General features: G+C 68.2%; 15 protein-coding genes. 5 read left to right on the top strand and 10 right to left on the bottom strand.

Features of this window, described 5'->3' with window-relative positions; genetic code table 11:
• Nucleotide 1 precedes the first annotated feature (1 nt).
• The 6 genes from LV457_RS09530 to LV457_RS09505 form a co-directional block, all read right to left on the bottom strand.
• On the bottom strand, nucleotides 2-433 hold the full coding sequence (locus LV457_RS09530; RefSeq protein ID WP_232170554.1) for a hypothetical protein: 432 nt from the start codon (nucleotides 431-433) through the stop codon (nucleotides 2-4).
• 405 nt (nucleotides 434-838) lie between these two features.
• Nucleotides 839-1,270, bottom strand: a complete 432-nt coding sequence (locus LV457_RS09525; protein WP_232170553.1) for a hypothetical protein — start codon at nucleotides 1,268-1,270, stop codon at nucleotides 839-841.
• A gap of 405 nt (nucleotides 1,271-1,675) precedes the next feature.
• Nucleotides 1,676-2,026, bottom strand: a complete 351-nt coding sequence (locus tag LV457_RS09520) for a hypothetical protein (RefSeq protein ID WP_232170552.1) — start codon at nucleotides 2,024-2,026, stop codon at nucleotides 1,676-1,678.
• Between the two features lie 151 nt (nucleotides 2,027-2,177).
• Entirely contained in the window at nucleotides 2,178-2,399 is a 222-nt protein-coding gene (locus tag LV457_RS09515) for a hypothetical protein (protein WP_232170551.1), read from the bottom strand.
• Nucleotides 2,400-2,406: 7 nt separating this feature from the next.
• A complete protein-coding gene (locus LV457_RS09510; protein WP_232170550.1) occupies nucleotides 2,407-2,733 on the bottom strand; it encodes a hypothetical protein in 327 nt (108 codons plus the stop codon).
• Nucleotides 2,723-4,825, bottom strand: a complete 2,103-nt coding sequence (locus LV457_RS09505) for an amidase domain-containing protein (RefSeq protein WP_232170549.1) — start codon at nucleotides 4,823-4,825, stop codon at nucleotides 2,723-2,725. The genes LV457_RS09510 and LV457_RS09505 overlap by 11 nt, the downstream gene beginning before the upstream one ends.
• 376 nt (nucleotides 4,826-5,201) lie before the next feature.
• On the opposite strand from LV457_RS09505, the gene LV457_RS09500 reads away from it, so the two are divergent.
• The 5 genes from LV457_RS09500 (at nucleotide 5,202) to LV457_RS09480 (ending at nucleotide 9,660) form a co-directional block, all read left to right on the top strand.
• Entirely contained in the window at nucleotides 5,202-6,896 is a 1,695-nt protein-coding gene (locus LV457_RS09500) for a nitrite/sulfite reductase (RefSeq protein WP_232170548.1), read from the top strand.
• Between the two features lie 92 nt (nucleotides 6,897-6,988).
• A complete protein-coding gene (locus LV457_RS09495) occupies nucleotides 6,989-7,696 on the top strand; it encodes a phosphoadenylyl-sulfate reductase (protein WP_232170547.1) in 708 nt (235 codons plus the stop codon).
• Nucleotide 7,697: 1 nt separating this feature from the next.
• Nucleotides 7,698-8,435, top strand: coding sequence for a sirohydrochlorin chelatase (locus LV457_RS09490; protein ID WP_232170546.1), 738 nt, complete (start codon nucleotides 7,698-7,700; stop codon nucleotides 8,433-8,435).
• 53 nt (nucleotides 8,436-8,488) lie between these two features.
• Nucleotides 8,489-9,073, top strand: coding sequence for a heme-binding protein (locus LV457_RS09485; RefSeq protein WP_232170545.1), 585 nt, complete (start codon nucleotides 8,489-8,491; stop codon nucleotides 9,071-9,073).
• A gap of 5 nt (nucleotides 9,074-9,078) precedes the next feature.
• Entirely contained in the window at nucleotides 9,079-9,660 is a 582-nt protein-coding gene (locus LV457_RS09480) for a hypothetical protein (protein ID WP_232170544.1), read from the top strand.
• Here LV457_RS09480 and LV457_RS09475 read toward each other — a convergent pair whose 3' ends face one another.
• From LV457_RS09475 to LV457_RS09460, 4 genes are read right to left on the bottom strand one after another with little or no spacing between them, the layout of a single operon-like run.
• Nucleotides 9,661-10,716, bottom strand: coding sequence for a sulfate/molybdate ABC transporter ATP-binding protein (locus LV457_RS09475; RefSeq protein WP_232170543.1), 1,056 nt, complete (start codon nucleotides 10,714-10,716; stop codon nucleotides 9,661-9,663).
• Between the two features lie 20 nt (nucleotides 10,717-10,736).
• Complete coding sequence (gene cysW, locus LV457_RS09470; RefSeq protein WP_232170542.1) at nucleotides 10,737-11,549, bottom strand: sulfate ABC transporter permease subunit CysW; 813 nt, start codon at nucleotides 11,547-11,549, stop codon at nucleotides 10,737-10,739.
• Nucleotides 11,546-12,424, bottom strand: a complete 879-nt coding sequence (gene cysT, locus LV457_RS09465) for a sulfate ABC transporter permease subunit CysT (protein ID WP_232170541.1) — start codon at nucleotides 12,422-12,424, stop codon at nucleotides 11,546-11,548. Before cysT ends, cysW begins: the two co-directional genes overlap by 4 nt.
• Nucleotides 12,421-13,422, bottom strand: a complete 1,002-nt coding sequence (locus LV457_RS09460) for a sulfate ABC transporter substrate-binding protein (RefSeq protein WP_374198787.1) — start codon at nucleotides 13,420-13,422, stop codon at nucleotides 12,421-12,423. The genes cysT and LV457_RS09460 overlap by 4 nt, the downstream gene beginning before the upstream one ends.
• Nucleotides 13,423-13,438 lie beyond the last annotated feature (16 nt).

The raw sequence follows: 13,438 nt of genomic DNA, 5'->3' as shown, positions 1-13,438 counted from the left end.
ATCATCCGCCTCCGCATGAAATACCCGTTCCGTCGATGCCGTGTCCCATATCTATGTGTTGGGTGATCGTCTCGGTACTCGCCCACATGAGGAACATGATGACCGGTGTGAGGACCAAGGCGACGGTTGCGATGACCACCGTCGACCACCAACGTCCCCTCTCGGCCAGCAGGACGAGCGCCGACAATGCGCTGATCATGAAAGCGAATGACAGCACCAGAGCGATCCAGCCGAGGAGATGATTATCCGGCGCCGGAATATCATGTGCCGGGTGACACTTCTCGCGAACCACTGCGTCCACCCACGCTTGGGAGCGCTCCCCGGCAGTTCCCAGCGAGAGGTAGAGCCCAGCGAAGCTTCCGATGGCAATGAGACCCGCGAGCACTGCGAACCCATTACGGGTCAATTGGCGAGTCGTCTTCCTATCATTCATTTTCCGCCTTCGCATGAGTAATTTGTGGCGGTTGCTGGAAGCCGAGCACCGGGAGGTTCGCTGGCGTCAATCGCGCCAAAACCTCCAATCAACAACCCCATGACGGTCAGCATGCCGACGAGCAGAATCGCAGGCGCAACCAGCCACCATCGTCTCCTCCACACCGCCAGCGCGAGCGAACACCACACGCACAGGATGAAAAAATCCGGACAGTACGACCGTGAACCAGCCGATTACGTGGTTGTCGGGCGGTGGCAGTAGTGGGATGCGATGCCTGGCCCCCATGGCATCTTCCCAGGCCTGATATGGCTTCCCGGAAAATCCCGAGCGACAACCAGGCGCCAGCGCCATTAGCGATGGCAACGCAAGCCGATAGTGCTGCCAGCCGAATACGGGTCAGCTGGCTCACCACGCGCTCCTGCAGGGGACGCCTGACGAGTCGGCTGGAAAATGCGCGTCGCGCGGCTGGGAAGCTTCTAACGCACCGAAGCCCAGGAAGAAAAGACCGACTACCGTCAGAACAGCAGCAAGCACCAGGGCGAGCACGATGACCCACCACCGCCTCTTCCAGGCCGCCACACCGAGTGCCGCCCAGGCGCAGATGATGAAAATCGCAGATAACACGACGGCGAACCAGCCGACCGCATGATTGTCAGGCACAGGCGGCCAGGGAGGGTGACATTTTCGCCGGAGCATCTCGGCGTCCCAAGCATCGTTGTTCGCACCGGATATCCGTAGCGCTCGGTCGGCGCCGATGACGCAGGCGACGGCCACCACCCCCAGAAGTCCGGCGAGCCGGTTCCTGGTCAGCCAGCGAGCCGCTTCCGTGCCGCTCATCTCATCCGCTTCCGCACGGCAGACCACCGGTGTCCGCTGGAGCCAGGGCGTTGGCCGGATGAGTTACGTCGATTTGCCCGAATCTGACGAAAAAGAAGCCGATCAATGTGAGCACGCCGCACAACAGCAGGAGTGGAACCACTACCCACCACCGTCGCTTCCACATGGCCATGCCCAGTGCGCCCCACATGCACACGAGAAACACGCTCGAGGAGCCGATGGTGAACCATCCCATCGCCTGGTTGTCCGGAATAGGCAGTAATGGGTAGCAACGCCTGGCGACCATGGAATCAATCCATGCCCGATTACGCGTTCCTGTTACGTTCAGAGAGTACCCGGCGCAAGCACAACCGATGAGCGCTCCGAGGCTCAACAGCACAGCGAGGCGATTCCTGGTCAATCAGATCACCATGTTTGTTGCGGTCGCACGACTGTCACGGTTTGTGCGCCTTCCCCCTGCTCGATGATCGGCAGGCGGTCCTGGACATCGAGGTTGATAGCAGCCGGCGTGTGCTGGGTGTAGAGCACCTCGCCGTCAGGTAGGACAGCGGTGACGACGGCGGTACCGCCCTCGCCGAGCGCCTGGTCCTGCGCCGGGTTATTCGGTGCAGGGTCGCCCTGCGGATTCTGCTGCGCCGCCGGGTCACCCAGCGGCTGAGACCCACCGAGTACGGGCCAGACAGGTCCGCGGCTGGTGAATCCGATCGCCCGCAGTCCGGTAGCCGGATGCACGGGCAGGGTGGTGAGTAGTGACATGAGTTCTCCATCGCGGAGTCATCCGATCGGCCTCGCGCCGATACGGGGGTCTTTCGCCTTCAGTGGGGGCTGCAATCCGTCATCGACATGACGAAGCCCCGCTACCCGAACCGGGTGCGGGGCTTTTGCTGTGCCCGCTGTGGCTAGGTCGTTACGCTGCGGCGGAAGCTGAGATCAGCTTCTGGACGTCGGCTTTCGACGCGTCGCGGATGTGCGGATCCCAAACCATGTCGAGCGCCAGGTTGGGGTCGGAGATCCACTTAAGGCTGACCGCATTCCAGTACTCGACCACAGCATCAAGGTCGTCAAAGGGATCACCTGCAGAGCGGATCGCCATCGGGCAGTCCGCGTCGTGCTGGATCCAGTACTTCACGGCGCGATCATATCTCCGGCAGATCGTCGGGCCAAGGGACGGCGTCGAAGAGCTGCTCCTGCTGTCGGGCTAGCCGCTTGCGCTCAGAAATGCCTACGCCGGCCGCGCGCGCCCGCTCGTAGAGCGGATGAGCGCGCTCAGCGGCGTCGAGGCTCGCAGCGGTGTGCAACTGAACCTCAAACACCTGGCCGTCCTCAGATTGCAAGGTGACGTTGCGGCCTCGGTACCCACGACGGCGCCACCCGCCTGGATCGTCCACGATTCGGTTCCCCAACGCCGTCAGCGACTCCAGCATTGTGTTGCCGCCGACCCAGTAACCCTGGTCATTCAGCACCGCTGTGTATCGAAGGGCGTCCTCTATGAAACTGGCGGGACGGCCCCGAGCCTCGTTGCGCTGCGACGTTCGCTGAAGTTTCTCGGCAATCGAAGCGACAGTCTTGAGCCGCGTTTCGAAGCGCGTGAGGCGGCCGCCGGCCGCCGTCGCTGCAGCTGTTACCTGGGCGCTGACAACCGGCTCGTTCGCCGCCGCTTGCCTCCTGGAAGCCGATGACGGATTGGCGGGTGGCCGACCCGAACACGCCGTCAATGTCGAGGCCGTACGGGGTCGGGGGCCGGTTCATGGCGCGCTGCACGGCCGCCACCCGGCCGGGATCGTTGGCCGGATTCCCCTGGTAGGGCAGCCAGTCGGCGTACCGGTCTGGGTTGGTGCCGGGTGCCGGCACGGGCGGCAGCGGCGGCAGCGGCGGCGAGGCGACGCCGGTCAGCTCGGCGCTGATGTCGTCGAGGAACACGTTGATCGGGAAGTTCACGCCGGGGTCGGTGTGCCCGCCGCCCCACGCTCCGAAGTCGACGTGACCGCAGATGCCGTCGGCGCCCCACGGTGGCCGCCCGCGACCGCCGATCCATACCGCGGGGATGGGCCGGCCGAGGTCGTGTGACTTCTGAATCCAGTACGCGACCTGTTTCGCGCCCAGGCGTAGCGCCTCGCGCTCGTTGTAGCCGTCGGCCGGGTGCGGGTCGAGCCACTGATCCCGTGACCACGACGCGAACGAGGTGGCGAAGCAGTAATGCCAGGCGTACTTGTTCGCGCCGACCGCTGCCCACGGGGCATCGTCGTCGGCGACGGCCTCGATGATCTCGCGGTCGTCGCCGATCCGGTTGTAGGCGACCTCGTGAGCGCGGCAGCACTCGACCAGGCCGCGAGCCCTGTTGCGGCCCTCGCTGGTGTGGATACCGACCCACCGCGGGGACGGCATTTCGCGCGGGCGGTAGCTGTTCGGGATGATGATCGACGCCGACTTCGGGTCGGCCAATCTGCGCCCCGGAGCGTGGTGGCTCGACTCGCCGTTCCTGGGAGATTCGTAATTGGGGTACACGACATCGCCTGGCCGAGCGTTGGAGAGTCCGACGTCCGCGCCGCCGTTGTTCAGGAAAAACTCCCGCTGAGGGTCGGCGGCGGACCACGAATCTGAGTGCGTAGCCCGATCAGCATCGCGGCCACGAAATGTCAAATCCCGTGGGACATAATCGGATCCCGGCAGCTTGTACCACGCCTCCGCCTCACTGATATCGAACTTGCTGTCTAACCCGGCGGCCGCAAGTGTCTCCGACACAAAGTGAGCGCAGTTGAAAGGGAACCGGTCTATGCCTTCGTTATTCGCGTTTTGCATCGCCCACCGCACCGCCGCCAGAGGGTCGTAGCCCTGGCCGGTATTGCTCAGTTCGTCCTTGACCGCCTGCGGGATACCGGGCAGATCGTGCAATTCGACCGGCACGGCGCGCATCAGTTGCTGCTGCTGCTCTCTCGACAGCTTCGCCCACCAGGTGGCGACCTCGTCCGCGGGCAACCCATCGGGCAGCTGATCGCGCATCTCTTGGAGCGCATCCTTCACCGCCTGGGACTGCGCCGATTGCGCCTGATCGGTCGATACCGTGTCCGGATCGAGGCTCACCGTGTCGAGCGCATGGACGCACGGTTGGTCGGCCTGCGTGGCCGCCTCGACCGCGTCGTCGATCACCAGCTGAAGCTTCGCGGCCTTCAGCCCGTCTTCGACGAGGGTCAGCGAGTGCGGATTGAGGTGGATGCGTCCGTCGTCGCCCACCGTGAATCCGGCCGCGACCGCGTCGTCGACTGCGGCCAGCAGCTGCCGCTGCACCATCGCCACGGCGTCCTGCAGCGTGTCGACCGCAGAGGCAGCGCCGGAGGACAGCACGCCGATGTTCGTCATCCGATTGGCGTGCTTCACCAACTCGCCGCGCGCCAGGCTCCCGGTGCGATCCGGCCAACTCGAATCCAGCGGCTCCGCTCCGTTTGCGTGGATGTTGTCCGCAGTCCGATCCGCCTGCGACGCGACGGCCTTCAGATCATCCGCAGCAGTCTGCCAAAGGGCAGGTCGAGCGTCTCGCAACCCCGCAGATGAGACCACCCGACGACCCTAACCGGGTGTCGGGGCCGGGTCGGACACCAAAATCCGCAGGGCGTTCGGGCGCCGATCATGCGCACGTCGGACCCTTTCTGCTCAGCCTGATCGAAAATCTGGCCCGGTTAGGGACGCACCGGGGTTCGTGGCAGAATGGACAGGTGCCCGTCGCCAGCCCGCAGTTCAACGTTTCGTTGGTAGCGCGGCGGCATGTCGACTTCAAGCGCACCTGCAGCTGTTGCTGTCTGTCGTGAAGGCTTGATTTCGGAAGACCTGCCCACCTGTTTTCAGCTGGCAACCCGGGATCTGCGCCGCCGGACCAGCCCCCGGTGACATGCGCGCGGTCCTGCTGCCGGCTCCGTCCGAGGAGCATGACCGCCCCATGACCGAAACCCCGACCAAGCCCCGGGCCGTCAAGCGTCCGCGCGGCGAAGGCCAGTGGGCGCTGGGATACCGCGAGCCGCTCAACCCCAACGAGCAGTTCAAGAAGGACGACGACGCACTGAACGTGCGCTCGCGGATCATCGACATCTACTCCAAGCAGGGCTTCGACAGCATCGACAAGCAGGATCTTCGCGGCCGCATGCGGTGGATGGGTCTGTACACCCAGCGCGAGCAGGGCTACGACGGCACCTGGACCGGCGACGAGAACGCCGACCTGCTGGAGGCGCAGTACTTCATGATGCGGGTGCGCTGCGACGGTGGCGCGCTGAGCGCGCGGGCGCTGCGCACGCTCGGCGAGATCTCCACCGAGTTCGCCCGCGACACCGCCGACATCTCCGATCGCGAGAACGTCCAGTACCACTGGATCCGCATCGAGGACGTCCCCCAGATCTGGGAGCGGCTCGCTGAGGTCGGGTTGCAGACCACCGAAGCGTGCGGTGACTGCCCGCGTGTGGTGCTCGGCTCGCCGCTGGCCGGCGAGTCGCTCGACGAGGTGATCGACGGCACTCCGGCGTTGGAGGAGATCGTCCGCCGCTTCGTCGGCAACCCGTCGTTCTCGAACCTGCCACGCAAGTACAAGACCGCGATCTCCGGCCTGCAGGACGTGGCCCACGAGGTCAACGACATCGCGTTCATCGGCGTCAACCATCCCGAGCACGGCCCCGGATTCGACCTGTGGGTGGGCGGCGGCCTGTCGACGAACCCGATGCTCGCCCAGCGGCTCGGCGCCTGGGTGCCGCTGCACGAGGTGCCCGAGGTGTGGGAAGCCGTCACGTCGGTGTTCCGCGATTACGGCTACCGCCGGCTGCGCTCCAAGGCGCGGCTGAAGTTCCTCGTCAAGGACTGGGGTGTCGAGAAGTTCCGGCGCGTCGTCGAAGAGGAATATCTGGGCCGCCCGCTGCTCGACGGCCCGGCGCCCGAGCCGGTGAAGCATCCCATCGACCACGTCGGCGTGCAGAAGCAGAAGAACGGCCGCAATGCGGTCGGCGTCGCGCCGATCGCCGGCCGGGTGTCCGGCACCATCCTGCGCCGGGTCGCCGACCTCGCGGAGCGGGCCGGATCGGACCGGATCCGGTTCACGCCCTACCAGAAGCTCGTCATCCTCGACGTGGCCGACGACAAGCTCGACGAGCTGATCGTGGGTCTCGACGCCCTCGGGCTGCCGTCGCGGCCGTCGCACTGGCGCAAGAACCTGATGGCCTGCACGGGCATCGAGTACTGCAAGCTGTCGTTCGCCGAGACGCGCAACCGCTCGCAATCCCTGGTGCCCGAGCTGGAGCGCCGGCTGGAGGACATCTCAGGCGAGTTCGGGGCCCAGCTCGACGTGCCGATCACCGTCAACATCAACGGTTGCCCCAACTCGTGCGCCCGCATCCAGGTCGCTGACATCGGCTTCAAGGGCCAGATGGTGGACGACGGCAACGGCGGCTCGGTCGAGGGCTTCCAGGTGCATCTGGGCGGCAGCCTCGGCCTGGACAGCGGTTTCGGCCGCAAGTTGCGCCAGCACAAGGTCACCAGCGACGAGCTCGGCGACTACATCGACCGGGTGGTTCGCAACTTCGTGAAACAACGCGAGCGCGGTGAGCGTTTCGCCCAGTGGGCGATACGAGCCGACGAGGCGGATCTGCGATGAGCCGCTTGCGCGAAGAGAGAGGGCCGCGATGAGCCGCTTGCGCGAAGAGAGAGGGCCGCGATGAGCCGCTTGCGCGAAGAGAGAGGTCCGCGATGACAGATCTGATCTCCGAGACCGATCTACAGCAGCTGGCCGAGCGGGGGGCGGCGGAGCTCGGGCCGGACGCGAGCGCGCTCGACCTGCTGCGCTGGACCGACGAGAACTTCCGTGGCCACTATGTGGTGGCGTCGAACATGCAGGACGCGGTGCTCGTCGACATGGCGGCGAAGGTGCGCCCCGGTGTCGACGTCCTGTTCCTCGACACCGGCTATCACTTCGCCGAGACCATCGGCACCCGGGACGCCGTGGCGGCCGTCTACGACGTGAACGTGGTCAACGTCACCCCGGAGCGCACGGTCGCCGAGCAGGACGCGGTGTTCGGGAAGAACCTGTTCGCCCGCGAGCCCAACGAATGCTGCCGGATGCGCAAGGTCGAGCCGCTGTCCAAGGCGTTGCGCGGCTACTCCGCCTGGGTCACGGGCATCCGCCGCGTCGAGGCGCCCACCCGCGCGAACGCCCCGTTGATCAGCTGGGACAAGGCGTTCGGGCTGGTAAAGATCAACCCGCTGGCGGCCTGGTCGGATGACGACATGCAGGCCTACATCGAGGCGAACGGCGTGCTGGTCAACCCGCTCGTCGACGAGGGTTATCCGTCGATCGGCTGCGCGCCCTGCACCGCGAAGCCGCAGCTCGGCGCCGATCCTCGCAGCGGGCGGTGGCAGGGGCTCGCCAAAACTGAGTGCGGGCTGCACGCCTCGTAGTGTGAGCACTCTCGTCCTCACCGCGCACGGCAGCGCCGATCCCCGCGCCGCGGTCACCACCCGCGCGGTGGCCGACCGCCTGCAGGTCATGTCGCCGGGCCTGGACGTGCGCACCGCGTTCTGTGAGCGCACGGCGCCGGAGCTGCGGTCGACGCTCGCCGAGTTGGCCGTCCAGCGCCGGCGGGAGGCGGTCGTCGTGCCGTTCCTGCTGGCGAGCGCTTACCACGCGCGGGTGGACATTCCCCGGTTGATCGCCGAGTCGGGCGCCCGCGAGCGGGGGGTACGCATCCGCCGCGCCGACGCGCTCGGGGAGGACCGGGCGCTGATCCAGGTGCTGCGCGACCGGCTCGCGGAGCTGGGTACGTCGCGGCTCGACGGCGACCTGGGCGTCGTGGTGGTGGCGGTCGGCTCCTCGGACGCGGCGGCGAACGCCCGGACGGCACGGGTCTGCGAGGCGTTGGCGGCCGGTACCCGCTGGGCCACCGCGACCGCGTTCGTCACCGGGCCGCGTCCCACGCTCGCCGAGTCGACCGCCGTGCTGCGCGGCCAGGGCCGACGCGTGGTGATCGCGCCGTGGTTCTTGGCGCACGGGGTGCTGACCGATCGGATCGCGCGTTTCGCCGAGCAGCACGACCTGCCGGTCGCCGAGCCGTTGGGCGCGCACCGGCTGGTCGCCGCCACCGTACTGGACCGGTACGAAGCGGCACTGGAGGCCGGTTCGACGCTCCGGGCGTCCTGACCCGTCTGTGACATTCGGCTTGTCGGCGCGGCGCGTCGGGTAGCCGACAGGCCATGAGTGTTCTCGACCCCGCACGAAAGGTCGGCCAGTCGCTGGGCATGGTGGTGGGTGTCCGCACCGGCATCGAGGAGCCCGAGTACACCGTCATCGACCGGGTCGACGAGGTGGAGATCCGGCGCTACGGCGCCCGCATCGCCGCCGAGACCACGGTGGACGCCGACGCCGAACCCGCCCGCAACATCGGCTTCCGGCGACTGGCGCGCTACATCTTCGGCGGGAACCGGTCGCGCGACACGATCGCGATGACGGCGCCGGTCGCGCAGGCCGGCGACGGCCGGAGCTCGACCATCCGGTTCTTCATGCCGTCGACGTGGACACGCGCGGCGCTGCCCGAACCGAACGACGACACCGTGCGGCTGGTGGACGTCGAACCGGAGCTGATGGCCGTGCTGCGCTTCACCGGCGACCGCAGCGCCGACGCCGTCGACCGCAAGGTCGCCTCGCTGCGGAAGATACTGTCGCGCAGTCGGTTCGAGATCATCGGCGAGCCGGTTGCCTGGTTCTACGATCCGCCGATGACGCTGCCGTTCCGTCGTCGCAACGAAGTGGCCGTGCCCGTCGCCCGAAAGGACCAGTGAACACGATGGCAACCCTCGACACCCTGACCGCCGCGGTGACGTCGTCGCTACGCGCCGCCGTCGGCAGCCCGGGCGACCTCTTCGCCGGCACCGGCCCGCTGCGCGAGGCGAAGGTCGCGTTCGACGCCGACGGCCTGCCCGGCGTCGAGCTGTTCGCCGCGCCCACCCGGCGCGCCCTGGTGCGGCTCTCCCCCGACGCCGGCGGGTCGGCCATTCGCGCCGTGTGCCTGCGGTTCCCCGACCTCTACGGGCCGGGTCGCCACCAGGACCTGCTGCTGGCGTCCTCGGCCGACGGCATTCCGTTCCACCACTTCACGCTGCCCGCGTCGCGGCCCGACGAGCGGCTCTACAGCTCCTTGTGGCTCTACCTCGCCGGCCTGGCCCCGGTGGTGTTCGGGATGCGGGCGCCACGGTCCGCCGACGGCGACTGGGAGTTCCTGCTCGCCAGCGCGGTCAGCCGCTTCCGGCCGATCGGGACGGTGAGCCTGGGTGGGCCGGCCGACGGTGCGCCGGACGTCCGGTTCGCCGCCCGCAACACCGGCGGCGGCCTGCGCGCCCTGCCGCCGGTGCGGTCCTACTCCGGCTGATCAGGCGTTGCTGAGCGCTTCGTCCTCGTCGGCCTCGTCGGCCGCCGGCAGCTGCAGGTCGCCCGGGATGGCGGGCACCCGGGTGGCGCGCACGTAGACCGTGTCGCCGTCGCGCAGCCCTAAGGCCTCGGCGTCACCGCGGGTGATCTGGGCGGTGAACGGGCTGCCGGTCGCGGCGTTGGTCAATTCCACGCGCACCTCGAAGCCGAGCAGCACCACCCGGTCGATGGTGGCCTTGACGACGCCCGTGGCGCCGACGGCCTCGTTGCCGTGCAGCGGCAGATCCGGGTTGCGGCCCACACGGATGTCGTGCGGGCGCACCAGCACGCCGTTCAGCGACGACACCGCGCCGAGGAACGACATCACGAACGCGTTCGCCGGGGTGTCGTAGACCTCGGTCGGTGAGCCGACCTGCTCGATGCGGCCCTTGTTGAGCACCGCGATCCGGTCGGCGACGTCGAGCGCCTCGGACTGGTCGTGGGTGACCAGGACGGTCGTCACGTGCACCTCGTCGTGCAGCCGGCGCAGCCAGGCCCGCAGGTCGTCGCGCACCTTGGCGTCGAGCGCGCCGAACGGCTCGTCGAGCAGCAGCACCTGCGGGTCGACCGCCATGGCGCGGGCGAGCGCCATGCGCTGCCGCTGCCCGCCCGAGAGCTGGTTGGGATACCGGTTCTGGAAGCCGGCGAGCCCCACCACCTCCAGCAGGTTGTCGACCTTCTCGGCGATCTCCTGCTTGGGCCGCTTGCGGATCTTCAACCCGAACGCCACGTTCTCGCGGACCGTGAGGTGCTTGAACGCGGCGTAGTGCTGGAACACGAAGCCGATGCCGCGCCGCTGCGGCGGGACGTGGGTGACGTCGCGGCCGTTGATCGTGATGATGCCGCTGTCGGGCTGGTCGAGGCCGGCGATGGCCCGCAGCAAGGTCGACTTGCCCGAGCCGCTGGGCCCGAGCAGCGCGGTGAGCGACCCGGCCGGAACATCGAAGTCGATGTTGTCGAGGGCGGCGAAGTCGCCGTAGTGCTTGTTGGCGCCCCGCACGGTGATCGCGTTGCCCATGGTCTGCTCCTTACCCGGCTCTACTTGGTTTCCCGCGCCCGGCGGGCATCGAGTACCACCTGCACGACGAGAACGATGACGGCGACCGCCATCAGCAGCGTCGAGATGGCGTAGGCGCCGTACTCGGCGCCGCGGTTGTGGCGGTCGTAGACCAGCAGCGTCAGCGTCTGCGACACGCCCGGCAGCCCCGACGACACCATGATGACGGCGCCGAACTCGCCCAGCGTGCGGGCGACGGTCAGCACGACGCCGTAGGTGAGCCCCCACCGGATCGACGGCAGGGTGATCCGCCAGAACGTCTGCCACCACGTCGATCCGAGCGTGGCGGCGGCCTCCTCGGAGTCGGTGCCCAGCTCGTGCAGCACCGGTTCGACCTCACGGATGACGAACGGCACCGTCACGAAGATGCTCGCGAGCACGATGCCCGGGAAGCCGAAGATGATCTTGAGCCCCAGGTTGTTCTCGACGAACCCGAAGGCGCCGCCCGCACCCCACAGCAGGATCAGCGCGACACCGACCACCACCGGCGACACCGCGAACGGCAGGTCGATGACGGCCTGCAGCACGCCCTTGCCGCGAAACCGGTTGCGCGCCAGCACCAGTGCGGTCGGCACGCCGAACAGCACGTTGAGCGGCACCACGATCGCCACCACCAAGAGCGAGAGTTCCAGCGCCGACAGCGCGGCAGGCGTCGAGATGGACGCGACGAACTCGCCGAACCCCGGCGCGAACGTGCGGTAGAGGATCAGGCCGACCGGCACGATCAACAGCACCCCGAGGTAGGCCAGCGCCACGAAGCGCAGGACGTAGCGGGTCAGCGGGGACACCGTCATCGCGCCAACTCCTGCCGCTTGGCGGCCCGGGCGCCGATGGTCCGCAGGACGAACAGCACCACGAAGGAGAACACCAGCAGCACGATCGAGATCGCGGCGGCGCCGGTCCGGTCGTCGTTCTCGATCAACGTCCGGATCCACTGCGACGACACCTCGGTCTCGCCGGGCACCGCCCCGCCGATGAGCACCACCGAGCCGTACTCGCCGATCGCGCGCGAGAACGCCAGCCCCGCACCCGAGAGCAGGGCGGGAAGCAGTGCGGGCAGGATCACCCTGGTGAAGATGGTGACGTTGCCCGCGCCCAGCGACGCGGCCGCCTCCTCCACCTCGCGGTCCAGCTCGAGCAGCACCGGCTGCACCGACCGGACGACGAACGGGAGCGTCACGAACAGCAGCGCGACGCCCACGCCCCACGCGGTGTGCTGGATGTGGATCTGCACCGGGCTGGCCGGCCCGTAGAGCGCGAGCATGACCAGGCTGGCCACGATGGTCGGCAGCGCGAACGGCAGGTCGATCAGGGCGTCGACGATCCGCTTGGCCGGAAAGTCGTCGCGGGTGAGCACCCACGCCACGAGCAACCCGAAGAACAGGTTGACCACGGCGACGGCGACCGAGATCGTCAACGTCACCCGGAACGACTCGACGGCCGCGTTGGACGTCACCGCAAGCCGAAACGCCTCCCAGCCGCCGCCCGCGGACTGCCAGACGATCGCCGCCAGCGGCAGCAACACGATGACACTCAGCCAGATCGACGCCGCCCCGACCCGCAGCGACGTCGACCCGTAGCGGTTGCCCCCCAGCGGACGCCGCCCCGGACCGGTGTCACCGGTCGCGGGGTCGGTCGTCGCCGAGCCGGGCTGGGTGACGGTCGTCATCCAGTGGCCGCCTTGTAGATCTTCGTGATGGTGCCGTTGTCCTTGTCGAACAGCTCCTTGTCCACCGTGCTCCAGCCACCCAGGTCGGCGATGGTCCACAGCTTCTGCGGCGCCGGGAACTGGCCGGCGAAGTCCGCGGTGACGGCGGGATCCACCGGCCGGAACCCGGCCTCGGCCCACAGCCGCTGCGCCTCGGGCGTGTACTGGTAGGCGACGAACTTGCGGGCGAGGTCGACGTGCGCGCCGCCCTCGATCACGGCCACCGGGTTTTCGATCTTGAACGTCGTCGGCGGGTTGACGTGCTCGACGTCCTTGCCCAGCCGCTCGGTGTTGATCGCCTCGTTCTCGTAGCTCAGCAGCACGTCCCCGCTGCCCTGCAGGAACAGGTCGGTGGCCTCGCGGCCCGACGCCGGCCGGGTCTTGATGTGCTCGCTGACCAGCTTGGTGACGAAGTCGAGCCCGGCCTGCTTGTCGGTGCCGCCGTTCGACTTGGCGGCATACGGCGCGAGCAGGTTCCACTTCGCCGAGCCGGAGGACAGCGGGCTGGGGCTGATGACCTCCAGCCCGGGCTGCAGCAGGTCGTCCCAGTCGCGGATGTTCTTCGGGTTGCCCTTGCGGACCACGAACGTCACGACCGAACCGAACGGGATGCCCTTCGTGGCGCCGGCGTTCCAGTCCTGCGCCACCTTCCCGGCCTTGACCAGCCGGGTGATGTCCGGCTCGACGGAGAAGTTGACGACGTCGGCGGGCTTGCCCTCGGCGACGCCGCGGGACTGGTCGCCGGAGGCGCCGTAGGACTCGGTGACCGTGGTGCCCTTGCCCTCCGGGGTGGCCGCGAACGCGGGGATCACCTTCGCCCAGCCCGGCTGCGGCACCGCGTAGGCGACCAGCGTCAGCTGGGCGCCGCCGTCACCGCCGCCGCCGCTCTCACCAGCGACGTCACTGGAGCCACCGCCGCCGCAGCCGGCCACGAGTGCGGCGGATGCGGCCGCGGCCACGGCGACGCGCCATGCG

The sequence above is a fragment of the Mycobacterium sp. MYCO198283 genome (assembly GCF_021213805.1).
In the GTDB taxonomy this organism is placed as follows: domain Bacteria; phylum Actinomycetota; class Actinomycetes; order Mycobacteriales; family Mycobacteriaceae; genus Mycobacterium.
Note: the sequence above shows the minus strand (reverse complement) of the source record. Positions and strands in the feature narration are given on the sequence as shown.

Coding starts and splice junctions, on each gene's coding strand:
- cysW (WP_232170542.1), bottom strand. CDS start 11,549: ATGACGGTGTCCCCGCTGACCCGCTACGTCCTGCGCTTCGTGGCGCTG.
- LV457_RS09480 (WP_232170544.1), top strand. CDS start 9,079: ATGGCAACCCTCGACACCCTGACCGCCGCGGTGACGTCGTCGCTACGC.
- LV457_RS09485 (WP_232170545.1), top strand. CDS start 8,489: ATGAGTGTTCTCGACCCCGCACGAAAGGTCGGCCAGTCGCTGGGCATG.
- LV457_RS09500 (WP_232170548.1), top strand. CDS start 5,202: ATGACCGAAACCCCGACCAAGCCCCGGGCCGTCAAGCGTCCGCGCGGC.
- LV457_RS09475 (WP_232170543.1), bottom strand. CDS start 10,716: ATGGGCAACGCGATCACCGTGCGGGGCGCCAACAAGCACTACGGCGAC.
- cysT (WP_232170541.1), bottom strand. CDS start 12,424: ATGACGACCGTCACCCAGCCCGGCTCGGCGACGACCGACCCCGCGACC.
- LV457_RS09495 (WP_232170547.1), top strand. CDS start 6,989: ATGACAGATCTGATCTCCGAGACCGATCTACAGCAGCTGGCCGAGCGG.
- LV457_RS09520 (WP_232170552.1), bottom strand. CDS start 2,026: ATGTCACTACTCACCACCCTGCCCGTGCATCCGGCTACCGGACTGCGG.
- LV457_RS09530 (WP_232170554.1), bottom strand. CDS start 433: ATGAATGATAGGAAGACGACTCGCCAATTGACCCGTAATGGGTTCGCA.
- LV457_RS09525 (WP_232170553.1), bottom strand. CDS start 1,270: ATGAGCGGCACGGAAGCGGCTCGCTGGCTGACCAGGAACCGGCTCGCC.